This window comes from Vreelandella neptunia (genome assembly GCF_022489065.1).
GTDB lineage: Bacteria > Pseudomonadota > Gammaproteobacteria > Pseudomonadales > Halomonadaceae > Vreelandella > Vreelandella neptunia_A.
On the sequence record NZ_JAKVTW010000019.1, the window covers coordinates 1 to 25,028 of the forward strand.

Consider the following 25,028-nt stretch of genomic DNA (forward strand, 5'->3'; position numbering starts at 1 on the left):
ATAAAAAGCTAAATTATTTGAATTAAGTGCCAGGTAATTAAAGCTGTTTTGTATACATGGTAAAAATGTTGAAGAGCATTGCGCATTCATTCAATATCAAAACATGCATTCTGATCACTATTAGCAAAAAGAGGAGTAGCTTATGGTGCCAAAAGAGGCGTCGCATACCATTAGGAATGCTAGCTATAAATCTCCTAAAACTATACTTGGTTTTTTTGCAATCGTTGTTGGAATATTAATCGCAGGGACGTCAGCGGTAATTGGATTACTTTCGAGAGTTGAGTCACTGCACACATATATTCCTTGGATTTTGCTTTTTGCTGCATTTGTTGTTGTTACTGTATTGGTAGGCGTTTTTGTAACAGCATGGAAAGATCCAACTGTTCTAATGTTAGGCCAGATTTCGGGTCATGATTATATTGAAAATAAAAAACTTACTCTTGGTGATAGCAACTCAGGAGAATACTTAGAGGTTCAGTCAAACGAAGAATTGGAATCTGGTTTTTCTAAAAAGGCCGCATTTGATGAGCCCAAAGACGAGGAGGGTTCAGAATGACTGGTAATTGGTATGTGGTTCTGTTAGATCGAGCTAGCAATGAAGAACGTGAAGTGGTTCATGCCGCTATTAAAGATAAAGCAAACGGATGGTGGCACCGCCATGAGAATACCTGGATAGTTGGCGGGTTAACGGCCTCACAATGGAAAGATGTTGTAAAAGAGGCGATGTCGCCTGGGCCGTCTAGCGTTCTAGTCCTAGCACTTCCACGTGAAGAAGCGAAGCGTTATTGGTCATACTTTGGGCCAAAAGCGAAGGATCGCTGTCAGTGGTTACACAAAAACATTAAGTAAATCTGGTAACAAGGCAAATCACTACGACAGCTTTTCCGTTGCGGTTTCGCCTCCACTAAAAAACTTTACGAGTTGGCAGTATAGCGTTTCATCAGCATGATTGAACAATTGATGCGACTAGGGATTTTGATTTGGCTATAGAAATTATTACCTACGGTATGCTGGAGGGATCCGGTAAGGTTTGGGTTGACGAGCAAGAAGCTAGAATTCGACGTGAAACAACCAAGTGGCTCGCTCTTGTTTTGATTGGGCTTGTATCACCGATCGCTCTGAGCTTTCTAAGAATGGAGACTCAAGACCCCGCGCTATGGTTTCAAAGGAGCGGATCTATCATGGTTGTTCTTGCACTATTGGCGGAGTTGAGAGTAGTGATTATAGATAGGCTGATTATTGCCCGCGATCACTCCTTTCTGTACTGCCACATGTACATTGAGAATAAATACCAGGCGAAGCTTCGGGTAATTAATTATGTAACGTATTTCGTCGTTGCTGTCGGAACCTTAGTCTGGGGCTTCGGTGATGTATTTTATGCAAATATTGTACTAGCGAAATGAGTTTAGAATGCGCTAAAAATTGCAAGCACGGCGGTGCCCACTACATTCTGTCTTCGGCTCCATTTCCTAGGCGCGCATACTGCAAGCTTTGGGGCTAAAACCCCCGCTATACCTAATTTTGATAGGATCCGATGAAACAGTCGAGGAGTGGTTATTATGCATCGCATTAAGTTTTATAACGACTCTCAGAACATTACGGTAGTGATAAACTATCGGCTTCAGCCTCCCAATAGCTACAAGGATGCGACAGGTCAGCTGGCCCATGAACCGCCTATCATTCTAAAAGTGACTAATAGCAAAGGTATCAAATTTTTCCCAAAGTTTTCTGGTTACTCGCAAACTTGTATCGCTCATAGCAGTGTTAAGGGCTAGGATCAAATCATGTCTATCGGAACCTGGATTGAAGTTACAAATTTAGCTCTTGGATCGTTAACTCTTTTCTCTGTGTTGATTGCATTTCTAGCGTATCGTGCAAACGTTAAAAAACAAGAGGATGACCGTGTTCGAGAGCGAGATAGAGAGTTGACTTCACAAGCCAAAAATTCATTTCAGTGGGCGTATGAAGTCCTTACGGACAACGGCGCGAACATTCCGCCAGTTGCAGATAGACTAAATTGGCTTACTGCTGCTAGACATTTACTGCGCGCAAAAAAGCTTGGTGAGAAAGTAACGCATTCCACTTATAAGATTATATTCGACGAAATAGAAGAATATTGGCGCCACAAATTCTATGTGGCGCTATCGCACGAACCACTTCGTCGATGGAGATATTTTGCTGATGATGCCGATCCAGATTGGCCAGAGAATATAGAGATAAGCTCAGCGCTTGTTATTGTTGATTTTTCCAACTGGAAAGATGATGTAGAAGACCCGACCAATAATGTAGATAGAGCTAAGATGATTCAACAAGGAGTTTTAAATGGGCAAGCAGGGAGAGGTCTTAAATCTTATATGCAGCGCTTTGAAGAAATTAGAGCTCAGTGGAAATAGTGTGACTGATAGCTCTATAACGGTTATATATTTTTTTGGCTGACGCGTATCCTTTTGCGCTTCGACAGCATTTTAATCGCTTGTATTAAAAAATTAGCAGTTAAATGCGGAACCTTTACTTGGTGGATATGACCTAGGACTAGGAGTTTGGCTCTTGTTGGGCGCTCGTTTTTTGCCCTGTCCAATCCAGAAGCACCGTGTCGCTATCCGCAATAACAATATCATTTTAAAAGCGTAGAAGCTATTCCATAAATTCAGGCTATTCAAGGAGATACATCAATATTATGACGAGAAAAACACTAGGTTTAAAGGCGAAAAGACAGATAGATGGAAAGACTGCCGATGAAGTTGAAGATCAATTCCCTAATGATCCCGAAAAACGTTTTTTAAATGGCGTTGCTATTCATCCTTCCCCACGCATTGTTTTAGAGCCTGGTTCCAAGCAGCGTACGGTGCGGGCGATGGATTTGATTACGCCCATTGGGATGGGCCAACGTGGGTTGATTGTTGCGCCGCCAGGCTCTGGTAAAACGACGATGTTAAAACATATTTGTCAGGCCGTGGCAGAAGCTCATCCTGATATAAAGCTATATGCCTTGCTGATTGATGAGCGCCCCGAAGAAGTCACCGATTTTAAGCGCAGTGTGTCGGCAGAAGTACATGCATCGTCTTCAGACGAAAGCTACACACACCATGTGCGTATGGCCGATAAGCTTCTTGAGACGGCGCGTAAGCAAGCTGGCGAAGGTCATAATGTGATGATTGTGATCGATTCTCTTACCAGGCTCTCGCGGGTTCATAATGCCGAGCAGCGAGGCAATGGCCGTACGATGTCGGGTGGGCTGGATAGCCGAGCAATGGAAATACCCCGAAAACTGTTTGGCGCTGCGCGAAAGATCGAAAACGGTGGATCGCTCACCATTCTGGCCACAGTGCTGGTGGATACGGGAAGCCGTATGGATCAGGTGATTTTCGAGGAGTTCAAGGGCACGGGCAATATGGAGCTCGTGTTATCACGGGACGTTGCCAATCAACGGATTTTCCCGGCGATAGATATTGCCAAAAGCAGCACCCGTCGAGAGGAGCTTTTGATTGATGCAAAAGATATTGAGAAAGTAAGGACATTGCGTAGAGGTTTGACAACGCTTAAGCCAGTAGAAGGCGCGCAGAAGTTGCTTGAGTTATTGGATAAATATCCCACTAATGCCGAGCTGTTAGATGTATTTTTACCGGATTCGTGAAATATAGATAATAAAGAAGCCCACCCTTTTAAAAGGTGAGCTTCTTGGGTAAGTTTTAACGATTACTTTTTACTGAAATTCAAGTTTGATTCAGGCACTGCTTTTCGAACCGGAAAGCCTGCAATCTCTTTGCGCTCAATAACGCTTTTTAATCGCCGTTCAATGGCACAAAGATTTTTAAAGTCACTCATGTCAACTAAAGAGATGGCTTCACCTGAGGCACCCGCGCGGCCGGTTCGGCCAATACGGTGGATGTACTCTTCTGGCTGAAAAGGTAAATCGTAATTCACCACACGACTCAGTTCATCAATATCCAAACCCCGCGCGGCAACCCCCGTGGCGACCAAGTATTTTAGCTCACCAGATTTGAACTGAGCCAAAATCTTTTCACGCATGGCTTGGCTTCTATCGCCATGAATGGAATCCGCTGTGATGCCGCGTTTTTCCAGTTGAGCAACAAGCTTGGCCGCATTGTGTTTTTTCTCGGTAAAAATAAGCGCCTGATCCCACTTTTGTTCGTTAATTAAGTGGCTCAACAAGGCGGACTTAGTATCTTTGTCGACGGTGATTAGCCACTGTTTGACATTAGCGGCGGCGCGGACGTTGGGAGAAATGGATATTTCAGCCGCCAGATCAGTCATCTTGCTATCTGAAAAGTCGTAGGCGAGGGCGCGAACGTCTTCTGTGATGGTGGCCGAAAACAGTAGGTTCTGACGGTTTTCAGGTAGGCGCTCAATGATTTTATGGATATCGTCGGCAAAACCCATGTCGACCATTCGGTCCGCTTCGTCTAATACCATGACTTTAAGTTCATCAAAATGCAGCGCACGCTGATGCGCCAAATCAAGCAATCTGCCCGGCGTGGCGACCAGAATATCGACGCCTTTGACTAGGCGCTCTTTTTGAGCTTCGGTATCCACACCGCCATACATAGCCATAGAGGTTAAGTGCGTGTGCTTAGCGTATTGAGCCACGTTGGCTTCGACCTGAACCGCTAACTCACGGGTCGGCACGAGAATCAGCGCACGTATGCGTTTGCCGCGTAACGTTCCCGCGTTACTGAAGCGTTCTAGCAGAGGCAGAACAAAAGCAGCGGTTTTGCCTGTGCCTGTTTGTGCGGTGGCGATTAAGTCGTTACCCGAAAGAATGGCTGGAATCGCTTGTTCCTGGATGGGCGTTGGCGTTTGGTAACCTAGTTCAGTAATCGCTTGAACAAGAGGAGTGGATAATCCTAGTTTTGCAAATGGCATAAGGCGCCCTGACAGATTGTCGTAAGGTGTGTCGAAAATAAAAGATGAGGCAGTATAAAGTAAAAGCAGCCGACCGCTGAGGCGGAGGCTAATTGAGGCGCTAGAAGCCCATCCTTGCGTCACAATTCTAACATCAACCAGCACCAGGCGGTTTGTGCATGTTAACTGGTCAATCGATCCATCCCAGCCCGCTGCTCAGCCTGATCCAAAAGCACCGGCCCGCTACCGATTTCTGCTAACTGGTCATCCGGGTTATAAAGCGGGCAATTGGTCATGCTCAGGCAACCACAGCCGATACAGCCTGCTAGGTTATCGCGCAGCTTTTGCATATAAGCAATCCTGCCATCAAGCATCTGCTGCCACTGTTTTGAAAGCTCTTGCCAGTCTTCAACCGTCGGTGTGCGGTTATTGGGCAGTGATTCAAAAGCCTGCTTAATTTCTTCAAGGCTAACGCCGACTTTCTGCGCTGCTTTGATCACCGAAATCCGCCTTAGTACTTCTGGTTTATAGCGGCGCTGATTGCCTGCATTACGCCAGCTGTGGATCAGGCCTTGTTGCTCGTAAAAGTGCAAGGTACTGACTTTAATGCCACAGCGCTTGGCGATCTTGCCAATACTCCAGATTGCCTCTGCCATCACGTACTCCTGAATCTTTTTGCCATTTTTTTCCAAAAACAGCTTTACCTCAAGTGAAGTTGAGGTTTTATCCTGCCATTTCACTTAATGCAAGGAGACTCTTATGTACTTGGAACACGTGAATCTGGTCGTTGATGATATGGATGCCATGCTGGATTTTTACCGCGCTGTATTCCCGCACTGGCGTGTGCGCGATGAAGGCCATGGCGAGTGGTATGGCAAACCACGTAAATGGGTACACTTTGGTGACGACGAACATTACCTGGCATTAAGCGACCACGGTGAAGGCGCGAACCGTGATCTGAAAGGCCACAGCGTGGGGCTTGCCCATTTTGCTTATGTGACCGATAACCTGGATGCCGTTGTGGCTAGGTTAAATAACGCGGGTTTTGCCATTGCCAAACCCGGCGCTACAGAGCCGTTTCGTAAAAATGTCTACTTTGTCGATCCTGCCGGTTTTGAGGTGGAGTTTGTCGAGTATCTGAGTGACATCCCGGCGGAACGGAATTTAAACCGAGATGCTCAGCAACCTGTAGTGCAGGGAGAAGCGCAGCAACAAGCAGTCCAGCAACGGAAGGGTGAGGTGTAATGAACGTTGCCGTTGTTTTTCATTCTGCTACGGGCAGTACTAAGCAACTTGCACAGGCTGTCGCTGCGGGAGCGGCAGCACAGCCTGGCGCTAAGCAATAGGAGTGTTTATGAACGCGAATGTATCCCGGTACGGGTTAATTCTTAATACTGAACACTACTTGGAATGCGTAGCTTTCTATCAAGGGCTATTTGGCTTGCGTCAGTTATTTGAGAGAGACGAAGACGGCTTTAAGATAACCTGTCTAGAGTTTGGTCATGGTTATTTGATGGTCGAGCAGGGTGGTAAGGCAAAGAAAGGTGTTAAATCGCCAGAAGAAGGTAGTTTTAAATTGCGATTCAACGTTGATGATTTGGAAGAGGCGCTAAGAGTAATCAGGTCTTGGGGTATTCAAGCCACCATTACCGAAAATGCTTGGGGTAGAACCATCAACATCGCCGACCCCGATGGCAACCGAGTTGGTATTAGGGATGAAGCTGGTTTCGTAAACCAGATTAGTGATTAAAAGGTTGCCGCTGATTTTACCATTGGTGCCAGCTTAAGTGAGATCAGTTGAATACACTTCAGTACATGCAAGTGTTCGCGAATCAGTATGGCATGCTGTGAGTAGGCTTGGATATTTCAGTTAATTACGATCCATCAATGCGTAACCGGCTTGGCGCGCAATCTGGGCTTATCGCTCATTCAGTAGGCATCGTATTAAATAGAACAGGCTTAAACGCTGCGCATTATTTAGAGCAGAGTGTGGCATACGTGGGAATGGTATAATTTGGACAAATTACTCGAACATGACCCCTTTCTTTACAAGTCTGAGGGGATTCCTAATGTGCTTCGTTCTGCACTGCCTAGAAAGCGTGTATCAAATGATTCATAGTAACGCCTTTAGCTTCATTGGCCATCAGTAGGAACATCTAGATGATTCGTAAATACCGGGAGGCAGATATTGAACACATTTTGGATATCTGGCTTTCAGCATCGATTAAAGCTCACTCCTTCGCTGGGTCAGAATATTGGCAGTCAAAAGTTAGCGAAATGCGTGATGTATACATTCCTGCATCGGAAACCTTTGTATATGAAGCTGATGAGCAGATAGCAGGGTTTTACTGCCTCTATGGAAGTACGTTGGCAGCTGTTTTTGTGTCACCAAGCTTGCAGGGCAATGGTATAGGGTCAGCTTTGATTGAGGATGCCAAGAGCAGAAGGTCGTGTTTGCAGCTCAGTGTCTACAGTCAGAATGCCCCCAGCATCAATTTTTATAAGCAGCATGGCTTCATTTCCCTAGGTGAGCAGATTGATGAGCAAACGGGTCAACCTGAGTTCATCATGGAGCATTACTGTTAACGCTAAGGGGAAACCAGTTATTATCAAAGGAACGTTTGATGAAAGGTGAATGTCTTTGCGGAGAGGTGGCGTTTGAAATTGAGGGTGAGCTACCAAACTTCTATCAATGCCACTGTTCCTTATGTCGCAAAGCGACCGGGTCTAGCGCTAACGCTGCCACGTTTGTGGAATGGAATAACTTTCGTTGGTTGTCTGGCCAATCCAGTATACGCTCTTTTCAAAAGCCAACCGGCTATCGAAGTGATTTTTGTTCGGCCTGCGGCAGTCCGGTGCCCAATAAACTGAGAAACACTGATTTGATATGGGTTCCAGCAGGTTTGCTTGATGAAGCAACGGAATCTCAAATTTCTGTTCACCTCCATCTGTCTTCAGCAGCCACATGGGCGCAAGAGCCAGATAGATGTGTTCAGTTGGTTGGTGGCCCTGATAGTTTAGAATCACTTAATAAAGCACTGAAGAGTTCTTGCTGCTCCATTTAAACCACAACAGCACGCCTGCTACAAAAACCGAAAAATGAACGCCCGTAGCCCCATCCTCAAAGGGTATAATGTCAACGGCCACGATGAGTTGGCTGTTCCATAAACGTTGATTTTTAGCAGGTTTTTACTTGTTACTGTTTTTAATAGAAAAGGGTAGTCGTTCATGATTAACACCAAAATTTACAAAGCGGTTTACGAACTCGCTGAAAAGCTCATGAAGGCTGCTGATAAAGAGGATAGAGAGGCTTTCGATTCGCTCTATGCGGAGTTGGAAGCTATCTGCACTGAGAACGAAAACAGCGATAAAGACCACCCAGAGCAGTGGGAAACGCTGGCTGACTTTACTGAAGAACTGGATGAGGCGCTGGCTGTCTACGAAAAAGCCTTTGAAAAAGCCGTCGCGGTTAATTCTAAAGACCACATGTCATCCATCGCCTTCTCCATGGCGAAGCTGCAGGTTGAACTTGGCCAGACCGATGCGGCGATCAACAACTTAAAAAATGCCCAAATGACGGCTAACAAAATAGAAGATGGCGAGCTTAAAGACGAAATAGATGAGCTGCTTGGAAAGCTGACCACTGGTTAAATTGTTAAGCTGTTATTTTGAATATTCTTCACTTTAGACGTACATGCACATGAAGCTTGATTGTGCTGGGTTTGCCTAAGACTAGGGACACTATCTTGACCAATAATGACATTTTTCGCCGTATACGCTACACCTTCGATTTAAAAGACAGCACCATCGTGGATATCTTCGCTTTGGCAGAGGTCAGCGTGGCTCAAGAGCAGGTAACTGCCTGGCTGAAAAAAGATGAAGACGACGCCTTTATGACGATGAAGAACAGAGAGCTGGCGGCGTTTCTGAACGGTTTTATTAGCTTTAAGCGTGGCAAGCGCGAAGGCCCACAGCCTGCGCCAGAATCGCAGTTGAACAACAATATGGTGTTCCAGAAGCTCCGTATTGCGCTGAATTTAAAGGCTGAAGATATACTGGCAGCTTTTGAGCTGGCAGGTTTTCGCTTAAGCAATCATGAATTAAGCGCGTTTTTCCGCAAGCCAAGCCACAAGAATTATCGCGAGTGCAAAGATCAGGTGCTGCGAAATTTCTTACTCGGCATCCAGCTTCAGTTACGCCCCAATCAACAACATCCCAGTGCGGAAGCATAACTGCCTAGCACAGCGTCAATAATCTGTATCGCCTCAGAGGCAAGGGGGATTAGCAACGTTCATCTCTTGCCTTATCAATCATGCTGCAACCGTGGTCAGCTATTACTTTTTTACGCACACAAAAATCGCATTGCCTGAGAGGCTGTCCCAGGAAGTGATTTTTTCATAATCGTGCTCAAACACATGCACTTCAAAGTACGGCGCTAGGAGATCGATTAACTCCGCAAAGCTAACCGCCACCATAGGGTGCTCATCGTTCCAGACCTGAGTCTCTTCTGCGTTGGTCTTCTCAATGCTTAGCCTAAGCGACTGCTTTTCACCCTGCCCACTGTAGTGCCAGCCCGAGCGGAAGGTGAAAGAATCGTCTGCTTGTTTGGCGCTGTGCTTAACAGATAAACCGTTATCGATTTTGTCTTTATCGACCGCGTTAAAACAGAAAATACCGCCAGACTTGAGCGCGCGGTGTGCGCTGGAGATACACGCATGTAGCTTCTCAATCCCGTCGTTGTAGTGAATCGAGTATAAAAAACACGTAATCAAGTCTTGGGGGGCGTTAACCTCAAAATCACTCATGTCCTGCAGTGTAAATTGGGCTTCTGGGCAACGCGTAGCGGCAATATCCAGCATGGGTTGATTGATATCAAGCCCACTGCTTAGGTAGCCAAAATCAATGAAATGGCGCACGTGGGGGCCAGTGCCACAGGCTAAATCGAGGTGGGTCGTTCCGTCGTTACCGAAGATCTGATGTAGCCTACGAATGGCATCGCTTTGTGCTTGGTAGTTGATATCCACGCACATCAAATCGTAGTAGCCAGAAAGGTCGGTGTAGAGCGCGTTGTCGGACATAGTAGCCTAATGGTGAACACTGGAATCAGTGGGTTGCGCATAGTAAACGAGCCGGTGGGATTTGAGAAGCAGGTGCCGCAAGCCGATGACACTTCGCTTTTTTTGATTGTCGTTCGGGGATTGCGGTAACAGAGAGATCAACATGCGTAGAGCAAAACGACCTGTGAAGGCATTTACTTAATTAAGGCCCGAAATTAGCCTCTATTTACCTTAAACGAAGTATTACGACTAAAGAAATTACGCAATCTTCCGATAATTACTTAAGACGCACCAATGCCTCATACCGCCAAAGAGTCTGCCATGTCGAAACCAGTGACCTTGATCGTTGCCGCCTGCCTTTTACTACTAACTACGCAGGCCCATTCAAATACAAATGCGGCCGAGGCGGCGGCGATGGCATGGCTAGAAGCCATTGATAGCGGCCAGTATGAGCAAGCCTGGGAATCCTCTTCTTCGTTGCTTAAAAGACCGCTTTCCCCAGACATGCTAAAGCGCACAATCGGAGCCGCTCGTCGTGATCTAGGTGCTGTTCAGTCGCGTCGGCGAGTGGGAGTTATCCGTGATACCTCAATGCCTGGCGCTCCCTCAGGCGACTATATGGTGTTTACCTTCCAGACCCAGTTTGAGAACAAACCTAGAGGGGTTGAAACGATTACCCCACATTTGGAAGGGGATGCATGGAAGGTCAGCGGCTATTACATTCAGTAGTCTCAGCATAGATGAAGGAGTTCTTTTCAACTGCTGACCACTGACTTCCGACGCTACATAATCAGCCCCGCCAGGGCCTGCATTCCCAGCGCCACCACCAGTACAATCACACCAACAATCAAACTGGTCACCAAGGCGTGTCGTTTCCATAGCACCAATACACGATGGCCAAAGCGGTGAACCAGCCAGGCCAGCCCGAAGTAACGCAGGCCCCGGGCAATTAACGCTGCCAGTGCGAAAAGCAGGATCGGGTAGCCAGAAAGGCCTGCGGTAATCATTGCGACCTGAAAAGGGATGGGCAGAATGCCAATGGCTAAAATCGCGGCAAAACCATACTGATCGAAGAAGGTTTGAAAGGACTGATAGCTCTGTTCCATACCCATAAATTCAATAAACCACGTACCCACCGACTGATAGAGCACCAGTCCAACACTGTAGCCGACCAGCGATGCAACCAAGCACCCAGCAGTTGTAACCGTTGCAAGCAACCATATGCGTTGCTTATTGGCGGCCATTAGCGGTATCAGCACCAACTCAATGGGAATTGGCAGAATGATGGTTTCCAAAAAGGAGAGGGTGCTGAGTAACCACAGCATATTCTTCGAGCCATTAATGCGCTCGAACCACTGCTTAGTTCGTTTTGATGTGATGGCCATTATGGGTCGCTACATGTCGGGATTAATACGGCGATAGATAGCCGCTAATATGCTGTATAAGCCAAACGCGAAAAGGCCAACAGCAACAATTGCCAGCAACCATTGACCGTATGCCTGGCTACGCAGCGTGCTAAATACTTCAGCCGTACCGCCTGCCTGATCAGGGTTAAACTGATAAGCGGCAATAATAAAGAAGCTACCCACAATCACAAACACAATCCCGCGAATTACTAATCCAAAGCGGCAAACGGGGTAGGCCCATTGTTGGGTTTGGGGAGGCATCGCGAAATGTTTATCGAATTTGGCTTTGTAGCCTTTAATCGCATGGGCGATACCAGCGCCTATCATGGCAATACCGACGGCAGCTACAAGCCAGCGACCGAACGGCTGCTGCATCAGCCAGCTCGCCATGCCTTGAGAGCCACCGCCAGAATCGCCAGACGACGAACCACCAAATTGGAAAATAAGGCTAGCGGCAAAAAAAGCCAAAAGAATATGCGTAACAGCGCTAACCATTAAGCCTGTGCGAATGGCAATGCCTTTGGTATCCGTGCCATGGTGATCGGCGTCTTTAACCGCTTGAATGGTGCGCCACATGGCGTAACCAACCAAACCCACAGCGATAATGCCCAATAAGACTTTGCCAAAGGGGGCAGTGAGGACTCTTTCCAGTGCACCGCGGCTACCTTCTGTTTGGCCACCTTGACCAAAGGCTGCCAGCGCGGCCAGACCACCCACTAACACATAAACGATGCCGCGGGATGCGTAGCCCATGCGAGCGAAAAGGGTAATCGCATCACGATGATCGGGGTTTTTCATACTATTGGCCATGGTGTCCTCCTGACTTGATATGGCGTTGCAAAATATCCGTATTCGGGCGGCTGCCTATACTGTGGGAGTGACTTACTATTGTCTAGCGTAGGAGAAGCAGACGAAGGTGCTTACTTTAATGCCCAAACACTGACCAGCCGGTGCGCTGAACAAACATTTCGAGCGCTTGGGTGCCTAGCAGGCTGTTGCCGTAGGCGTCTAATCCTGGTGACCAAACCGCAATGGAGCCATGGCCTGGCGCAATCGCCAGAATGCCGCCTCCCACGCCGCTTTTACCCGGCAGGCCAACTCGGAAGGCGAACTCCCCCGAGGCGTCGTAGTGCCCGCACATCATCATGAGTGAATTGATACGCCGTGCCCGCTGAGGAGCTACCACACGGATGCCGCTGGGTTTGTTGACGCCATCTGAGGCTAGGAACAAGCCAGCGTGAGCGAGCTGTTCACAGCTCATCGCGATGGCGCATTGATGGAAATAGGTGCCCAGTACCTTGTCGACATCATGGCGAAGGTGACCAAAGGCCTTCATGAAGTGCGCCAATGAGGCATTGCGGTCGCGGTGCGCCATCTCAGAGGCGGCAACCGCATGGTCAAAGCAAATAGTGTCGTCATCGGCGATATAGCGCACAAAGCTAAGGATCTCGCCCAGTGTTTCCTTGGGCTCGTGACCCATCATGATCGCATCGACCACCGCAATAGCCCCCGCATTGATAAACGGATTACGCGGTTTACCGCTTTCGTGTTCAAGCTGCACGATGGAGTTGAAGGGGTCGCCTGACGGTTCACGACCCACTTTTGTCCAGAGCGAATCGCCCATCTGACCCAGCGCGATGGTCAGCGTAAAGACTTTCGAAATACTTTGGATTGAAAAGGGAGTGGTCGCGCAGCCCGCCGAATAAACGTTGCCATCCACGGTGGCCAGCGAAATGGCAAACTGCTGTGGGTCAACATGGCCAAGCTCGGGAATGTAGTCCGCGACCTTGCCACGCTCCTCTTCTTTCGCCATGGCGGCTGCAATGTCGTTGATTAAGTCTTGCATGGGTTTGATGTGTACCGTCAATGGAGGCGGGGCCTCACCCTAGCGGAAAATGGGGGTGTTGTCTTTTTGCATCATCAAAATGGTGACGCTAAAACAGTCTGAGCCTGTTAACTAATCAATGAGCAAGATTCGGGTCGGCAAAGGGCATTTGGCCGTTTAGGATGTTGGGTAACGCAGTTAAGAACTCTATTATACGCCAGCGAGAGAAACTCAAGAATGAACGATTATGAGCGTATCGAGAAAGCGATGGCCTTTATGGTGGGACATGCGGCAGCGCAGCCTAATTTGGAAATGGTGGCTGCTCACGTTCATTTAAGCGCCTTTCACTTCCAGCGGATATTTTGTCGTTATGTGGGGATTAGCCCCAAGCGCTTTTTGCAGGCGCTGACATTAGAGCGGGGTAAGCAGCTAATGAAGACTTCTGCCTCGCTGCTGGATATTGCCCACTCGCTGGGGCTTAGCGGTGGTTCCAGATTATACGATCACTTTGTGCAACTAGAGGCGGTTACGCCTGGAGAGTTTAAGCGCCAGGGTGATGGGGTGGAGATCGTCTACGGTGTGCATGAAACGCCGCTTGGCCGTATGTTTGTGGCCGTAACACCCCGCGGTATTTGTCGAATGGGGTTTGTTGATGCCACCAGTGCAGAAGCATTGCAGGAACGGCTTGCCAAAGAGTGGCCGCTTAGCACGTTGCGGCACAATCCAGAGGCTACTCACTATGCGGTCGAGGCGTTATTTGCTAAGCCCAAAGAGGGAGCGGCCGCACTGTCGCTGCACGTGACGGGAACCAACTTCCAAATTGCGGTCTGGAGAGCGCTGCTGACGATTCCTGAAGGCCAACTGGCCAGCTACTCGCATATTGCTCAGTCGTTGGGTACACCTAAATCATCCCGCGCGGTGGGGAATGCCGTGGGAGCTAACCCCATCGCGCTATGGATTCCCTGCCACCGGGTGATTCAACAGAGTGGCGCACTCGGTGGTTATCGGTGGGGATTAGAGAAAAAGCAGATAGTCCAAGCCTGGGAACTAGCCGTGAGCAATTCAGCGCTTTCCCCCATGGCCACGTCTTAATCAATTAACCCGTTAGCGTCATAAAAAGGGAAAGGGCCTGGGTAGTGCTCGATAAACCCTTGGTGGGTGATCATGCCATTCGCTGCTGACCACTGATGCAGAAGGTAACCGGGCGGCTCTAGCAGAAAGCGGGAAGGGCCATCTGGATTAAGATCCAGGCTCACCTGATGGGAAACACCCGGGCAGCTAATGGCCAGCGTGTTCCCGAAACGGGCTTGAACACTTCGGTGAAGATGCCCACAGAGCACACGTTCAACTTGTGAATGCTGACCTATTACCTCGGCTAAAGCGGTTGACTGCTTTAGGGGCTGGCGATCCATATGGTCGATACCGCTCACAAAAGGGTGATGATGCACCATAACCAAAGTAGGTTTTTCAGGCTTTTCTGCAAGGGTGGCGTCTAGCCAAGCTAGGCTTTCATCGCTTAACTCGCCGTGCGGCTTACCTGGCACCGATGAGTCTAGCCCTATTAAGCGCACTGGGTAGTCATCCACGACCCACTGCAAATAGTGGTGGTGCTGAAAAAGGTAGCGATGTTCGGGAAATGCAGCGCATAGGTGCTGACGTTCATCGTGATTGCCAGGGATTAAGTAAACGGGCAGCGTTAGCTCAGCCAGGATTTGCTTGAAGGTGGCGTACTCTTCAGGAAGACCAAAATCGACTAAGTCACCGCTAATCAATACTAGGTCGGGGCGTGGCGCTAAATGATTGAGCGTATTAACTGCTTGGCGCAGCGCATTGGCGGTATCCACTTGACGATAGGAGAGTTTACCGCCTGCCTTGATATGCGGATCGCTAATCTGGGCGATAAGGCAGCTACAAGAATTCAAAGCTTGATCAGCCATAGGCCTGCTCCTTGGCGTTACCAGTCACAGTGGGTTTGTCTGGGTGGAAAAGTACTCTTGGAGTGAGGGTCAAACCTATGCCGGTACCGTTTGGCCAGCGCTGGCGGGATGGCGCTTCTATTTGCAATGGAGAGGCGCCGCCCGTATCGACCAGCAGCCGCTGGGTCTGTCCAAGGAATATGCTCTGTACCACCTTGCCTTTTATATCGGCTTGGCTGAGCGGTACGATCTGGATATCTTCAGGCCGACAGTAAACGCTTGAGACGCCCTGCAAGTGGGTAGCGACAAGTTCACCCCCAGGCACTATTAACCCTCCGTCGGCTCGCGTGCCGATGACTTCCAGGCAGTTAACCGCACCAATAAAGTCCGCTACAAAGGCGTTGGCCGGTCGGTGATAAATCTCCTGGGGCGTGCCCAGTTGGGCAATGCGGCCTGATTGCATCACTGCGATGCGGTCGCCTAACGCCATTGCTTCGTCTTGATCATGGGTAACATAAACCGCTGTAGTGCCTAGCTCTCGAAGCAACTGGCCAATTTCAATTCTCAGCCGATCACGCAGTTTGGCGTCGAGGGCAGCCAAGGGTTCGTCAAACAGCAGCACCTTGGGGCGAACGGCAATCGCGCGGGCGAGGGCAACGCGCTGCTTTTGGCCTCCTGAAAGGGCATCGATGCGCCGCCCACCAAAGCCTTGTAAGTCGACCATGCGCGTCACTTCGTCAAGCCGATGGGCGATCTCGGCCTTTGGCAGGCGCTGAATTTTAAGGCCATAGGCGATGTTGTCGGCAACGCTCATATTGGGAAATAGCGCGTAATTTTGAAACACCATTCCCACGTCGCGTTTCTCGATCGGTAGGGCGGTAACATCGCGCTCGCCAAACAGTACTTGCCCTCCTTTGTCGGGGCTTTCCAGGCCGCTAATAATGCGTAGTGTCGTTGTTTTGCCGCAGCCAGAAGGCCCTAACAGCACTAACGTTTCGCCCGCGTTGACGTGCAGATCCAGCGGCTGCAGAGCAGTGTTGCCGCCAGCGAAGGTGCGGCTGCATTGAGTAAGCGTAATGCTGACAGATGAACTCATATAAGTTTCTCGAATAAAGCAATCAGATGACTTTAAAGGTGGGTGGCGGCTCGATTGCTCAGTCGCGCTGCTGGGTGAGTTTTCCCGCCCACTGAATCGCCACCAGCAGTGGCACCACCATGACCAGAAATATCAGCGTGTAGGCCGAGCCAATTTCCAAGCGCATCGAGGCGTAACTGTCGGCCAAGCCGACCGGGAGTGTTTTGGTCAAAGGCGTATGCAGCATCCAGGTAATGTTGAATTCGCCGATGGAGAGGGTGACCACCATCAGGGCGCCCGCCAAAATCCCGCTCATGCTGTTGGGGATGACCACTCCGAAAAAGCGCTGCCTGAAACCGGCGCCTAAGCTGGCAGCCGCTTCTTCCAGTTGGGGAAGTTTGGCGGTTTGCATCACGGAGAGCACCGCGCGCACCATAAAGGGCAGGGTAAACAGCACATGGCCAACAAGAATGAACAGCCAGCTACCGCGAAACTCACGATAACTGCCGTAGGCTAGTAACAAGGCAAGCGCGGTGGCTAGCCCCGGCACGGCAACCGGTAGCAGCAGGAGTTCTTCAATTGCGTTGGCCCAGCGGCGACGGCTGCGCAGCAGACCGTAGGCCGCTGGCACACCAATCAAAATAGTGATCAATAGGCAGGCAATCGCCAGTTTAATCGACAGCCAGATCGTATCGGCGTAGAGCTGCCACACCTCATTCACCCAGCGCAGGGTCAGGCCGCTCTCAAGGCCGACAAAGTAGTTTTCGGTCAGCCCCGCCATCACCGACATGGCCACGGGCACGATCATAAATAAGCACACCAGCAGGGTGAAACTCAGTTGTAGTGTGAAGCGTAGGCGCGATTTCATACCGAAGCTCCCAAGTTGCCGCCTGCCAGCCGACGGGCAAGGCTCAATGCCATCCAGGTGATGACCCCCAATACCACTGATAGCGCGGCGGCCATGGCGAAATTGGCGTAGTTGGTGAACTCCCCGTAGATATTGAGCGGCAGAATGCTTAACCGCGTACCGAGGGTAAACGCCGTACCAAAGGCGCCCATGCTGGTAGCAAAGCAGATGGCACCGGTTGAGAGCAGTGCGGGTGCAATGCCGGGTACGATGACGTCTTTGGTGACTTGCCAAGTATTAGCGCCTAACGAGCGGGCGGCTTCTTCCAGGCTTTTATCCAAGTTGTCACAGGCAGCCATCACCGTGGTGATCACGCGAGGAATCGAAAAGTAGAGGTAGCCAATAAATAAGCCGGCCAGCGAGTAGGCGAACATCCAGCGCTCGCCAAACAGCCACAGGCTGGTCTGCGCCAGCGCTCCTTGGCGACCACCTAGCATAATCACCAGAAATCCCACCACTACGCCTGGAAAGGCCAGTGGAAAAGTGAGGATCGCCACCAAGGCCGCCTTACCGAAAAAACGGTGGCGAGCGAGGAAGAACCCAGCGACGCCCGCTATGGCCACCGCCGTGATCGACACAACGAGCGAGATGCCTACGGTGGTCACGAGACTGATCAAGTACTGACGATGGGTGAGAATGGTGAGATAGGCGCTTATGCCACTACTTCGGTCAGCCTCGGCACCCATCACTATCAAGCGTGAAAAAGGCAGCAACCAGAAGGCGCAGAAGATGACCAGCGCAGGCATCAGCGCTAACAAAGCGATCAGTCTTTTACGCCTCGCTGGGCCTACGCTAGCCGACTGGCGTCTAAAGTAAGAAGCAGCCCCGGAGGGCTGCTTGGATGCCGCGGTCATGATTAACGCACCTCCGACAAATACCGCTTAGAGAAGCTGCGTTGGGCAGCCGCCATGGCGGTGTAATCGACAGCTTCTGCGCGGGCATAATCGCTATCCGGCAAGAAGACTTCCCGTGCTTCAGCGGAGATGGCGCTTTCACGTACGGGGCGTAAATAGGCGTCTGCCCATACCGCTTGACCTTGGTCAGACAGCACGAAGTCAAGCACCTGCTGGCCGTTCTCAGGATTCGGACCCTCTTTTACCAGGCTCATCACATAAGGAACGACCACGCTACCTTCTTCGGGAATCACAAACTCAACGTTAGCACCGTCGCTGTGGCGGGCACGGTAAGCGTTGAAGTCGTAATCGAGGAGAATCGGTATTTCGCCAGAAAGCACCCGTGCATAGCTAGTCTGCTTAGGCACAATGGGGTCGTTTTCGGCGAGCTCATTGAAGTAGTCGATGGCGGGGGTGAAATCGTTAAGATCGCCACCCATTGCCAAGTTGACCGCAACGGCGACTACATAGCCTACAAAAGCGCTGGCGGGGTCAAGGTAGCCCACCATACCTTGGTACTCAGGTTTCAGTAAGTCTTCCCAAGAGGTGGGCACCGGCGCACCGTCCAAGGCATCGACGTTAACCATAAAACCGAGCGTGCCAGAATGAATAGCGAACCAGTTACCTTCGGGGTCTTTCAGGCCTTCAGGAATCTCATCCCAGTGTTGGGGTTGGTAAGGCGCTACAACATCCTCTTCCATGGCCTGAATGCCGAAGGTCACACCGTAATAAACAACATCCGCCACCGGACTGCCTGCTTCGGCCACCAGCTGAGCTAAAGACTGGCCGGAGTTCTTATTGTCTTGGGGCACGCGAATGCCGGTTTCCTGTTCAATCAATCGCAGCTGTGTGCCCCAGTCGGCCCATTCCGGTGGGCAGTTGTAGCAAATGGCGTTGTCGCTTGATTGCGCAAAAGCGCTTCCCGACGCGCTAATCACCGCCGTGGCCAATACCGCTTGATAAAGACGCTTGAGATTCATGACGTACTCCTCTATGAAGTGCCTAACATGGACTTACGGAATGTCGGGATTCCGACACTTTCGCCCTGACGCAATGCGTGGGGCAGGGGAGCGGGTGTGCAGCTTTCTCCCCGAATCATGGCTAACAAGGTTTGTACCGCGGTACGCCCGATCTCGGCACGGGGTTGCTCAATGGTGCATAGCGACGGGTAGAGATGCTTGCCAAGAGCAATGCCGTCAAAGCCCATTACGGAAAGGTCTCCGGGGACACTAAACCCCGCTCGTTGCAGTTCACCCATCAGGCTGATGGCGAGCAGGTCATTGGTACAAATTACGGCTGTGAGAAAATCAGGCCCGTTTAATTCAGGTGTTAGGCTTGCCAGGTCTGCTTGGGTATGGCGGTTCATTTCAACCACCGGGCGAGGCTTGAAGCCTGCGTCGCGCATAGCATGCCGGTAACCTTCATAACGCTGTTGAGCTCGGTCTGACTGCAGTAGAGGGCCGGCGACCATGCCGATTCGTTCATGCCCCAGGGTGAGCAAATGCCGAGTGGCATCAGCACCTGCGGCGTTGTTATCTACGCCGATTGAGGCGTAGCCGCTATTGCCTGGCGGGTTGTAAACCAGCAAGCAGGGCGTGTTTTCAAGCCTTAGCTTTTCTAGCACCGCGCTATTTCCAGCGTCTGCAACAGTCAGTACCAAACCGTCGACGCGCTGTCGCAGCATCTCTTCGACGATCTCTTCTTCGCGGCTGGGGGAGTACTCGCTAGTCGTGACTAACAATGAGTAGCTGCTGGCGCGTGCTGCCACTTCCATGGCCTGTAGCTGCTCGGCAAATACCGGGTTATCGAGACTGGGCACCATCACACCAATCATCTGCGTTGCTTGCGAGCGCAACTGTTGGGCGACTTTGTTGGGCCTGAATGACAACTGTTGAGCAGCGTTAAAAATTTTCTCTCGGGTCGCTGGGCGAACTAGATCGGGGCTTGAAAAGGCCCGCGCAGCAGTAGCTCGAGAAACGCCGGCTAGCTTTGCCACACTGAGTAAGTCGGACATATCTAAACTCTTAGATGAAAGAATGAGATCGATCTCATTTGTTTGAGATAAGACTAAAGTTGGCGTGTGACAAATTGATGGCGTTAAAAAGTATTTTTTAAGTAGGTTTTAGAAGTGGATGTAACGAAGGAGGTAAGGGACATAGCGAGGCGCTACTTGATGCACTTGATCACATTGCGCTGATTCTCGTAGGTCGCTAAAGTCTCGCTCTTGTTCCCAAGGGTGAGACTTTTTTATGGCCACACTGATGATTCAAGGCACCACTTCGGATGCTGGTAAAAGTACCGTGGTGGCTGCGCTGTGCCGCGTGTTAGCAAGACGTGGCATCTCAGTGGCACCCTTTAAACCTCAGAACATGGCATTAAATAGCGCAGTCACTGTGGATGGCGGCGAGATTGGGCGCTCCACCGCGCTACAGGCCCAGGCGGCGGGCGTCATTCCCCATAGCGATATGAACCCGGTACTGCTGAAGCCAGAAACCGACCGGGGCGCTCAGGTGATTCTGCGCGGTAAGGTGTATGGGCATATGGACGCGCTGGACTACCACGCCTTCAAACGTACTGCCCAAGCGAGCGTTATGGCGGCGTGGCAAGCGCTAGAGCAGCGGTTCGATGTGATTATTGCTGAAGGCGCGGGCAGCCCGGCAGAAATTAACCTGCGCAAAGGCGATATTGCCAACATGGGCTTTGCCGAGGCCGCCGACTGCCCGGTGTTGTTAGTAGGCGACATTGACCGGGGCGGTGTATTTGCCCAATTGGTCGGTACGCTGGCGCTACTTAGCGAGAGTGAGCAGGCCCGTACGAAGGGCTTTATCATTAACCGTTTTCGAGGCGATATAGCGCTGCTTGAGCCTGGGCTTGAGTGGTTGGAAGTGCGCACCGGTAAGCCGGTGCTGGGCACGCTGCCTTATCTGCAAGGACTCGTACTCGATTCTGAAGATAGCATTGGCACTGTTCAGGTGGAAAAACAAAGCCAGGTGATTAACATCATCGTACCCGCATTGCCGCGTATCAGTAATCACACTGATTTTGACCCGTTGCGTTTGCACCCCCAGGTAGCGCTGACCCTCGTGGGGCCCGAGCAGCCGATACCTCCCGCCGATGTGATCATCCTGCCGGGCAGCAAAAGCACTGCCAGCGACCTAGCTTGGCTAAAACGCCAGGGTTGGGATAATGCCATTCAGCGCCACCTGCGCTATGGCGGTAAGGTGCTGGGCATTTGCGGTGGTTTTCAGATGCTGGGTGAGTGGGTCGATGACCCCGACGGGCTGGAAGGCCCGCCAGGGAAAGTAGCCGGATTGGGACTTTTACCGCTCACCACCCGTATGGTGCCGGGCAAGCAGCTACGTAACGTTAGCGGTGTGCTCGTCGGGGAAACGGCAACGGTCACGGGCTATGAAATTCATAACGGCATTAGCGAAGGCCCCGCCCTGGACAAACCGCTATTTGATATTAATGGTCGATCAGAAGGCTCGGTCAGTGAAGATGGCCAAATCCTCGGCACTTATCTGCATGGACTATTTGACCATCCTGATGCCTGCCATGCGCTGTTAAAAAAACTGGGCCTCGCTGACGGCGAGCAAAGCGATTACCAAGCCCATCGAGAGCGTGAACTTGATCGCCTGGCGGATATGCTGGAAGCCCATATAGATATTGAGGCGGTATTAGCGTTGCTACCTTCTGAAAGTCGCTAGATAGCTTCTTTACCCCAGTGCTCTAAAAGAAGATCAATAAATAGCTGCGCAGTGCTTGATAAGCTGTGCGAGTTGCTGCGCACCAATCCAATCGAACGCTGAATGCGTGGCTCGGGTAGATCGCGAGAGCAGAGCGTGTCGTGATCCGGACCGGGCATGGTCATGCGCGGCAAAATAGCCACACCCAATCCCGATTCCACCAGCCCTAATGAGGTAGAGAGATGCTGTACCTCATAAAAGCTGTTGAGGTGGATACCCTCCGCTGAAAGCGCGTTATCCAGCAGCGTGCGGTTGCCACTATCGCGGCTAACGGTAATGAGCCGCACATCTTCTAAATCGCTCCACTCAATCTGCTTTTTGCTGGCAAGCGGGTGGTCTGAGCGCAGTGCCAACACAAATGGATCTCGCAGCAGCGGAGTAAATCTTACCTCCGAGCTTTGTGCGCTGATCATGTTGATACCGAAATCCGCCTCACCATTAATGACTTTTTCCAGCCCCTCGTTGGCACTGACATCCAGAATTCGGATGCGAATGCCCGGCCAGGCCTCGCTAAACACGCGAATGACACTAGGCAAAAAGTAGAAGGCCGCCGTTGGCAAGCAGGCAATCGTCACCGTGCCTTTTTGGTGCGTGACGAGCTCGCGAATTCCCAAAATCGACGACTCACACTCCTCTAGCATTCGCCTGGCGCGGGGTAGAAAGTCAGCTCCAATAGGCGTTAGTCGTGTGCGCCTCGTGGTTCTCTCAAGTAATTCAACTTCAAGGAGTTCTTCGAGTTTTTGGATGCGCCGAGTGAGGGCTGGCTGCGACAAATGCAGGCGCTGCGCCGCCTCATGAAAGGTGCCTAATTCAGCGACCAAAATGAAGGCCTGGAGGTCAAGAAATTCGAGTCTATGCAGCATAGGATTGTTGCGCTAAAAAGGTGTATTCATAACCAAAACACATTAATGCAAAAACTGGATTTATAACAACCTATATTTGCATTTGAGACATTAAACATTGGCTGACATGCTCCGTTCATACAATCATCGCGAACTATGGCGGAGCGATATGAACAGCATTCCTTGTGTCATTATGCGGGGCGGCACCTCTCGAGGCCCCTTTATTCGTATGAAAGACCTGCCCAGTGACCAGGCCCAGCAGGCCGATATACTGCTGAGCTTGATGGGGTCCGGTCATGCGCTACAGATCGATGGGATTGGGGGCGGCGACCCGCTCACCAGCAAAGTGGCCATTGTGGAGCGCTCATCACACCCTGATGCCGATGTTGACTACCTGTTTGCTCAAGTAGACGTAGTGAACAAGCGCGTCGATTTCAATCCGAACTGCGGCAACATGCTCTCTGCCGTTGGGCCCTATGCTATCGAAACAGGGCTGGTGGAACCGCAAGACGGTACGACCGTGGTGAAAGTGCATAACCTGAACACCCAGCGGCTGATCGAATGCCATGTACCCACACCGGGAAAACAGGTGCAGTACGAAGGCAGCGTCACCATTAGCGGCGTTCCGGGCAGTGCGGCGGGCATTCAGCTCAGCTTTTTAGACATCATGGGCAGTAAAACGGGCCAACTGTTACCCACGGGCAACCCCTGCGATGAGATCGAAGGTGTCGAGGTGAGCTGTATTGATGCCGCCACCCCGATTATGCTGCTGCGTGCTGAGTCGGTTGGGCTAACCGGCCAAGAATCGCCTGCTGAGCTGGATAATAACGCGGCCTTGTTAACTCACTTAGAAACCCTGCGCCGGGAAGCAGGGCGGCGGATGGGAATGGGCGATGTTAGCCAGAGCGTGCTGCCCAAGGTGGTGCTGATTTCATCGGCTGAAGCAGCATCGAACACGCTGAATGTGCGTTATTTTGTGCCCCATCGCTGCCATAAGGCGATTGCCGTGACAGGGGCGATGGCCGTGGCGGCGGCGATTAATGTGCCCGGCTCGGTGGCCAATCACATGGCCATAAGCACTCAGAAGCTTTCTGCTGGGCAGCTGTTATCACAAATTGTGTTAGAGCATCCTTCTGGTTCTATTGAGCTAACGGCAGAGTATCGCCAGCAGAATGCCTTTGACTTGGCGCGCGTGTCTCTCATTCGAACGGCTCGCAAAATCATGAGCGGGCAAATTTTTTACGCAGCCACTTCAAAGGAAGCGGGGAATCACGCCATCGAAACCGTTGATTGAATAACGTTATTTTTATTACTAACCGACAATAATCAATAACAGGAGTATCGCCATGACCACCCTGAAGAACACGCCACTAAAGACGTTTAAGAAAGCGCTACTTGTCGTGGCTTGTTCCACGCTCGGCGCTATCAGCGTGAATGCTCAAGCTGACGAAGTAACCGTGCCTGACACCATTCACTGGACCATTCCGTTTGGTGTGGGCGGTGGAACCGATGTGTGGGCACGCTTCTTCTCTACCTGGATGAGTGACCATATTCAAGGTAGCCCTACGCTAGTTATCGATAATGTGCCCGGCGGTGGCTCTATTAATGGCAGTAACCTGTTCGCTATGCGGGCTGCCGCGGATGGCAGCCAATGGATAGGTACCTCTGCTTCCACCCAATACCCCGCCATGCTGCAAGACCGGCGTGTACGTTATAGCTACGACGATTGGACACCGATTTTAGCGACCCCCACAGGCGGCGTGGTGTATGCCCAACCTAGTCTGGGTGATATCGCCGAGGAGGTGCTGAACGCGGTGACCAACCAGCGCGTTAAATTTGCCGTGCAGAGCCATACGGGGCTAGAGCTGCCGGTATTGATTGCGCTTGATCTGCTGGGTGCTGATGTACAGGCCGTCTCTGGTATGCGTAGCCGTGGAGAAGGGCGGTTAGCCTTTGAGCGCGGCGAGGCGGATATCGATTTCCAAACCACCTCTGCCTATTTCAGCAGCGTGGAGCCTCTGGTGGAGAGCGGACGAGCGGTGCCATTGTTTTCCCTGGGCGTGCTCAATGACAGCGGCGAGATCGTACGTGACCCTGCCTTCCCTGATTTGCCAACCTTCAATGAAGTTTACGAAACCTTGCATGGTGAAGCGCCTAGCGGCCCTGCCGCCGAGGCGTATCGTAAGTTCTTTGCTTCAGGGTTCACGCTGCAAAAGCTGATCCTACTGCCAAACGATGCCCCAGAAGCGCTCATTAAGGAGTATCGCGACGCGGCGCGCCGTTTTGTGGATACGGAAGACTTCAAAGAAGCCGCCATCGCCCAGCTGGGCCCCTACACACCGGTGGTCGGTGAGGTCGTTGAGCAGCATCTGCAGGATGCCATGTCGCTGGATGATGCAACGCGACAGTGGTTGGTCGAGTGGCTGCTAGAGCAGCACGGTGCCCGTATTTAACACGCCAGTTAACACTAAAAAAGCACTGCAGAGGCAGTGCCTTTG

At 51.0% G+C, this 25,028-nt stretch carries 29 protein-coding genes; 16 read left to right on the forward strand and 13 right to left on the reverse strand.

From position 1 onward, the window contains the following. The first annotated feature begins 142 nt into the window (after positions 1-142). From MLE19_RS19010 to rho, 5 genes are all read left to right on the forward strand, one after another. Entirely contained in the window at positions 143-556 is a 414-nt protein-coding gene (locus tag MLE19_RS19010) for a hypothetical protein (protein ID WP_240719690.1), read from the forward strand. Then, positions 553-849, forward strand: coding sequence for a hypothetical protein (locus MLE19_RS19015; RefSeq protein ID WP_240719691.1), 297 nt, complete (start codon positions 553-555; stop codon positions 847-849). The genes MLE19_RS19010 and MLE19_RS19015 overlap by 4 nt, the downstream gene beginning before the upstream one ends. A 131-nt stretch (positions 850-980) precedes the next feature. After that, entirely contained in the window at positions 981-1,403 is a 423-nt protein-coding gene (locus MLE19_RS19020) for a hypothetical protein (protein WP_240719692.1), read from the forward strand. Between the two features lie 381 nt (positions 1,404-1,784). After that, positions 1,785-2,393 (forward strand): hypothetical protein, encoded by a 609-nt coding sequence (locus tag MLE19_RS19025; protein ID WP_240719693.1) that lies wholly within the window; start codon positions 1,785-1,787, stop codon positions 2,391-2,393. Positions 2,394-2,677: 284 nt separating this feature from the next. Further along, positions 2,678-3,634: a transcription termination factor Rho gene (rho, locus tag MLE19_RS19030; RefSeq protein WP_240719694.1), complete on the forward strand. Its 957-nt coding sequence runs from the start codon at positions 2,678-2,680 to the stop codon at positions 3,632-3,634. 62 nt (positions 3,635-3,696) lie between these two features. Here rho and MLE19_RS19035 read toward each other — a convergent pair whose 3' ends face one another. Together MLE19_RS19035 and soxR are read right to left on the reverse strand one after the other, a co-directional pair. Then, positions 3,697-4,884 carry a DEAD/DEAH box helicase gene (locus MLE19_RS19035; protein WP_240719695.1) on the reverse strand — a complete coding sequence of 396 codons (1,188 nt, stop codon included), beginning with the start codon at positions 4,882-4,884 and terminating at the stop codon, positions 3,697-3,699. Positions 4,885-5,045: 161 nt separating this feature from the next. Beyond that, positions 5,046-5,519, reverse strand: a complete 474-nt coding sequence (gene soxR, locus MLE19_RS19040) for a redox-sensitive transcriptional activator SoxR (RefSeq protein WP_240719696.1) — start codon at positions 5,517-5,519, stop codon at positions 5,046-5,048. 103 nt (positions 5,520-5,622) lie between these two features. Between soxR and MLE19_RS19045 the strand changes: the two genes are divergently transcribed. From MLE19_RS19045 to MLE19_RS19070, 6 genes are all read left to right on the forward strand, one after another. After that, positions 5,623-6,108: a VOC family protein gene (locus MLE19_RS19045; RefSeq protein WP_240719697.1), complete on the forward strand. Its 486-nt coding sequence runs from the start codon at positions 5,623-5,625 to the stop codon at positions 6,106-6,108. A 109-nt stretch (positions 6,109-6,217) separates the two neighbouring features. Then, the gene (locus MLE19_RS19050) at positions 6,218-6,613 is read left to right on the forward strand and encodes a VOC family protein (RefSeq protein ID WP_240719698.1); all 396 of its coding nucleotides are present in this window, start codon (positions 6,218-6,220) and stop codon (positions 6,611-6,613) included. Between the two features lie 410 nt (positions 6,614-7,023). Beyond that, on the forward strand, positions 7,024-7,449 hold the full coding sequence (locus MLE19_RS19055) for an N-acetyltransferase (protein WP_240719699.1): 426 nt from the start codon (positions 7,024-7,026) through the stop codon (positions 7,447-7,449). A 38-nt stretch (positions 7,450-7,487) separates the two neighbouring features. Next, positions 7,488-7,928: a GFA family protein gene (locus MLE19_RS19060; RefSeq protein ID WP_240719700.1), complete on the forward strand. Its 441-nt coding sequence runs from the start codon at positions 7,488-7,490 to the stop codon at positions 7,926-7,928. Between the two features lie 163 nt (positions 7,929-8,091). Further along, positions 8,092-8,514: a tetratricopeptide repeat protein gene (locus MLE19_RS19065; protein WP_240719701.1), complete on the forward strand. Its 423-nt coding sequence runs from the start codon at positions 8,092-8,094 to the stop codon at positions 8,512-8,514. 95 nt (positions 8,515-8,609) lie between these two features. Further along, entirely contained in the window at positions 8,610-9,095 is a 486-nt protein-coding gene (locus tag MLE19_RS19070) for a DUF1456 family protein (protein WP_240719702.1), read from the forward strand. A gap of 102 nt (positions 9,096-9,197) precedes the next feature. On the opposite strand, the gene MLE19_RS19075 is transcribed toward MLE19_RS19070, so the two are convergent. Beyond that, complete coding sequence (locus MLE19_RS19075) at positions 9,198-9,941, reverse strand: class I SAM-dependent DNA methyltransferase (protein ID WP_240719703.1); 744 nt, start codon at positions 9,939-9,941, stop codon at positions 9,198-9,200. 300 nt (positions 9,942-10,241) lie between these two features. Between MLE19_RS19075 and MLE19_RS19080 the strand changes: the two genes are divergently transcribed. Then, the gene (locus tag MLE19_RS19080) at positions 10,242-10,649 is read left to right on the forward strand and encodes a DUF4019 domain-containing protein (RefSeq protein ID WP_240719704.1); all 408 of its coding nucleotides are present in this window, start codon (positions 10,242-10,244) and stop codon (positions 10,647-10,649) included. Between the two features lie 53 nt (positions 10,650-10,702). On the opposite strand, the gene MLE19_RS19085 is transcribed toward MLE19_RS19080, so the two are convergent. The 3 genes from MLE19_RS19085 to MLE19_RS19095 form a co-directional block, all read right to left on the reverse strand. Next, positions 10,703-11,305 carry a YqaA family protein gene (locus MLE19_RS19085; protein ID WP_240719705.1) on the reverse strand — a complete coding sequence of 201 codons (603 nt, stop codon included), beginning with the start codon at positions 11,303-11,305 and terminating at the stop codon, positions 10,703-10,705. Positions 11,306-11,314: 9 nt separating this feature from the next. Beyond that, a complete protein-coding gene (locus MLE19_RS19090; RefSeq protein ID WP_240719706.1) occupies positions 11,315-12,136 on the reverse strand; it encodes a DUF1206 domain-containing protein in 822 nt (273 codons plus the stop codon). 115 nt (positions 12,137-12,251) lie between these two features. Further along, a complete protein-coding gene (locus MLE19_RS19095) occupies positions 12,252-13,172 on the reverse strand; it encodes a glutaminase (RefSeq protein ID WP_240719707.1) in 921 nt (306 codons plus the stop codon). Positions 13,173-13,388: 216 nt separating this feature from the next. Here MLE19_RS19095 and MLE19_RS19100 point away from each other — a divergent pair, with 216 nt between their 5' ends. Further along, positions 13,389-14,243: a bifunctional transcriptional activator/DNA repair enzyme AdaA gene (locus tag MLE19_RS19100; protein WP_240719708.1), complete on the forward strand. Its 855-nt coding sequence runs from the start codon at positions 13,389-13,391 to the stop codon at positions 14,241-14,243. Here MLE19_RS19100 and MLE19_RS19105 read toward each other — a convergent pair. The 6 genes from MLE19_RS19105 to MLE19_RS19130 are packed head-to-tail and all read right to left on the reverse strand — an operon-like array spanning position 14,240 to position 19,956. Next, on the reverse strand, positions 14,240-15,088 hold the full coding sequence (locus tag MLE19_RS19105) for a phosphodiesterase (RefSeq protein WP_240719709.1): 849 nt from the start codon (positions 15,086-15,088) through the stop codon (positions 14,240-14,242). The genes MLE19_RS19100 and MLE19_RS19105 overlap by 4 nt on opposite strands. Then, entirely contained in the window at positions 15,081-16,163 is a 1,083-nt protein-coding gene (locus tag MLE19_RS19110; protein WP_240719710.1) for an ABC transporter ATP-binding protein, read from the reverse strand. Before MLE19_RS19110 ends, MLE19_RS19105 begins: the two co-directional genes overlap by 8 nt. Positions 16,164-16,221: 58 nt before the next feature. Then, positions 16,222-17,010, reverse strand: coding sequence for an ABC transporter permease (locus MLE19_RS19115; RefSeq protein WP_240719711.1), 789 nt, complete (start codon positions 17,008-17,010; stop codon positions 16,222-16,224). Then, complete coding sequence (locus MLE19_RS19120; protein WP_240719712.1) at positions 17,007-17,903, reverse strand: ABC transporter permease; 897 nt, start codon at positions 17,901-17,903, stop codon at positions 17,007-17,009. The genes MLE19_RS19115 and MLE19_RS19120 overlap by 4 nt, the downstream gene beginning before the upstream one ends. Positions 17,904-17,905: 2 nt before the next feature. Continuing rightward, on the reverse strand, positions 17,906-18,922 hold the full coding sequence (locus tag MLE19_RS19125) for an ABC transporter substrate-binding protein (protein WP_240719713.1): 1,017 nt from the start codon (positions 18,920-18,922) through the stop codon (positions 17,906-17,908). 11 nt (positions 18,923-18,933) lie between these two features. Then, positions 18,934-19,956 (reverse strand): LacI family DNA-binding transcriptional regulator, encoded by a 1,023-nt coding sequence (locus MLE19_RS19130; RefSeq protein WP_240719714.1) that lies wholly within the window; start codon positions 19,954-19,956, stop codon positions 18,934-18,936. Positions 19,957-20,191: 235 nt separating this feature from the next. Here MLE19_RS19130 and MLE19_RS19135 point away from each other — a divergent pair, with 235 nt between their 5' ends. Beyond that, positions 20,192-21,649, forward strand: coding sequence for a cobyric acid synthase (locus MLE19_RS19135; RefSeq protein WP_240719715.1), 1,458 nt, complete (start codon positions 20,192-20,194; stop codon positions 21,647-21,649). On the opposite strand, the gene MLE19_RS19140 is transcribed toward MLE19_RS19135, so the two are convergent. Continuing rightward, positions 21,646-22,551 (reverse strand): LysR family transcriptional regulator, encoded by a 906-nt coding sequence (locus MLE19_RS19140; protein WP_240719716.1) that lies wholly within the window; start codon positions 22,549-22,551, stop codon positions 21,646-21,648. The genes MLE19_RS19135 and MLE19_RS19140 overlap by 4 nt on opposite strands. A gap of 148 nt (positions 22,552-22,699) precedes the next feature. On the opposite strand from MLE19_RS19140, the gene MLE19_RS19145 reads away from it, so the two are divergent. Together MLE19_RS19145 and MLE19_RS19150 are read left to right on the forward strand one after the other, a co-directional pair. Further along, complete coding sequence (locus tag MLE19_RS19145) at positions 22,700-23,824, forward strand: 4-oxalomesaconate tautomerase (protein ID WP_240719717.1); 1,125 nt, start codon at positions 22,700-22,702, stop codon at positions 23,822-23,824. Positions 23,825-23,876: 52 nt separating this feature from the next. Beyond that, positions 23,877-24,983, forward strand: coding sequence for a tricarboxylate transporter (locus MLE19_RS19150; protein ID WP_240719718.1), 1,107 nt, complete (start codon positions 23,877-23,879; stop codon positions 24,981-24,983). Positions 24,984-25,028: the final 45 nt, after the last annotated feature.

Excerpts from the sequence above, each read along its gene's own strand:
- MLE19_RS19010 (WP_240719690.1), top strand. The coding sequence starts at position 143 with ATGGTGCCAAAAGAGGCGTCGCATACCATTAGGAATGCTAGCTATAAA.
- MLE19_RS19145 (WP_240719717.1), top strand. The coding sequence starts at position 22,700 with ATGAACAGCATTCCTTGTGTCATTATGCGGGGCGGCACCTCTCGAGGC.
- MLE19_RS19060 (WP_240719700.1), top strand. The coding sequence starts at position 7,488 with ATGAAAGGTGAATGTCTTTGCGGAGAGGTGGCGTTTGAAATTGAGGGT.
- MLE19_RS19085 (WP_240719705.1), bottom strand. The coding sequence starts at position 11,305 with ATGGCCATCACATCAAAACGAACTAAGCAGTGGTTCGAGCGCATTAAT.
- MLE19_RS19035 (WP_240719695.1), bottom strand. The coding sequence starts at position 4,884 with ATGCCATTTGCAAAACTAGGATTATCCACTCCTCTTGTTCAAGCGATT.
- MLE19_RS19125 (WP_240719713.1), bottom strand. The coding sequence starts at position 18,922 with ATGAATCTCAAGCGTCTTTATCAAGCGGTATTGGCCACGGCGGTGATT.
- MLE19_RS19065 (WP_240719701.1), top strand. The coding sequence starts at position 8,092 with ATGATTAACACCAAAATTTACAAAGCGGTTTACGAACTCGCTGAAAAG.
- MLE19_RS19090 (WP_240719706.1), bottom strand. The coding sequence starts at position 12,136 with ATGGCCAATAGTATGAAAAACCCCGATCATCGTGATGCGATTACCCTT.
- MLE19_RS19045 (WP_240719697.1), top strand. The coding sequence starts at position 5,623 with ATGTACTTGGAACACGTGAATCTGGTCGTTGATGATATGGATGCCATG.
- MLE19_RS19110 (WP_240719710.1), bottom strand. The coding sequence starts at position 16,163 with ATGAGTTCATCTGTCAGCATTACGCTTACTCAATGCAGCCGCACCTTC.
- MLE19_RS19135 (WP_240719715.1), top strand. The coding sequence starts at position 20,192 with ATGGCCACACTGATGATTCAAGGCACCACTTCGGATGCTGGTAAAAGT.
- MLE19_RS19095 (WP_240719707.1), bottom strand. The coding sequence starts at position 13,172 with ATGCAAGACTTAATCAACGACATTGCAGCCGCCATGGCGAAAGAAGAG.
- MLE19_RS19015 (WP_240719691.1), top strand. The coding sequence starts at position 553 with ATGACTGGTAATTGGTATGTGGTTCTGTTAGATCGAGCTAGCAATGAA.
- MLE19_RS19120 (WP_240719712.1), bottom strand. The coding sequence starts at position 17,903 with ATGACCGCGGCATCCAAGCAGCCCTCCGGGGCTGCTTCTTACTTTAGA.
- MLE19_RS19150 (WP_240719718.1), top strand. The coding sequence starts at position 23,877 with ATGACCACCCTGAAGAACACGCCACTAAAGACGTTTAAGAAAGCGCTA.
- MLE19_RS19115 (WP_240719711.1), bottom strand. The coding sequence starts at position 17,010 with ATGAAATCGCGCCTACGCTTCACACTACAACTGAGTTTCACCCTGCTG.
- MLE19_RS19105 (WP_240719709.1), bottom strand. The coding sequence starts at position 15,088 with ATGGCTGATCAAGCTTTGAATTCTTGTAGCTGCCTTATCGCCCAGATT.
- soxR (WP_240719696.1), bottom strand. The coding sequence starts at position 5,519 with ATGGCAGAGGCAATCTGGAGTATTGGCAAGATCGCCAAGCGCTGTGGC.
- MLE19_RS19025 (WP_240719693.1), top strand. The coding sequence starts at position 1,785 with ATGTCTATCGGAACCTGGATTGAAGTTACAAATTTAGCTCTTGGATCG.
- MLE19_RS19100 (WP_240719708.1), top strand. The coding sequence starts at position 13,389 with ATGAACGATTATGAGCGTATCGAGAAAGCGATGGCCTTTATGGTGGGA.
- rho (WP_240719694.1), top strand. The coding sequence starts at position 2,678 with ATGACGAGAAAAACACTAGGTTTAAAGGCGAAAAGACAGATAGATGGA.
- MLE19_RS19140 (WP_240719716.1), bottom strand. The coding sequence starts at position 22,551 with ATGCTGCATAGACTCGAATTTCTTGACCTCCAGGCCTTCATTTTGGTC.
- MLE19_RS19075 (WP_240719703.1), bottom strand. The coding sequence starts at position 9,941 with ATGTCCGACAACGCGCTCTACACCGACCTTTCTGGCTACTACGATTTG.
- MLE19_RS19130 (WP_240719714.1), bottom strand. The coding sequence starts at position 19,956 with ATGTCCGACTTACTCAGTGTGGCAAAGCTAGCCGGCGTTTCTCGAGCT.
- MLE19_RS19050 (WP_240719698.1), top strand. The coding sequence starts at position 6,218 with ATGAACGCGAATGTATCCCGGTACGGGTTAATTCTTAATACTGAACAC.
- MLE19_RS19080 (WP_240719704.1), top strand. The coding sequence starts at position 10,242 with ATGTCGAAACCAGTGACCTTGATCGTTGCCGCCTGCCTTTTACTACTA.
- MLE19_RS19055 (WP_240719699.1), top strand. The coding sequence starts at position 7,024 with ATGATTCGTAAATACCGGGAGGCAGATATTGAACACATTTTGGATATC.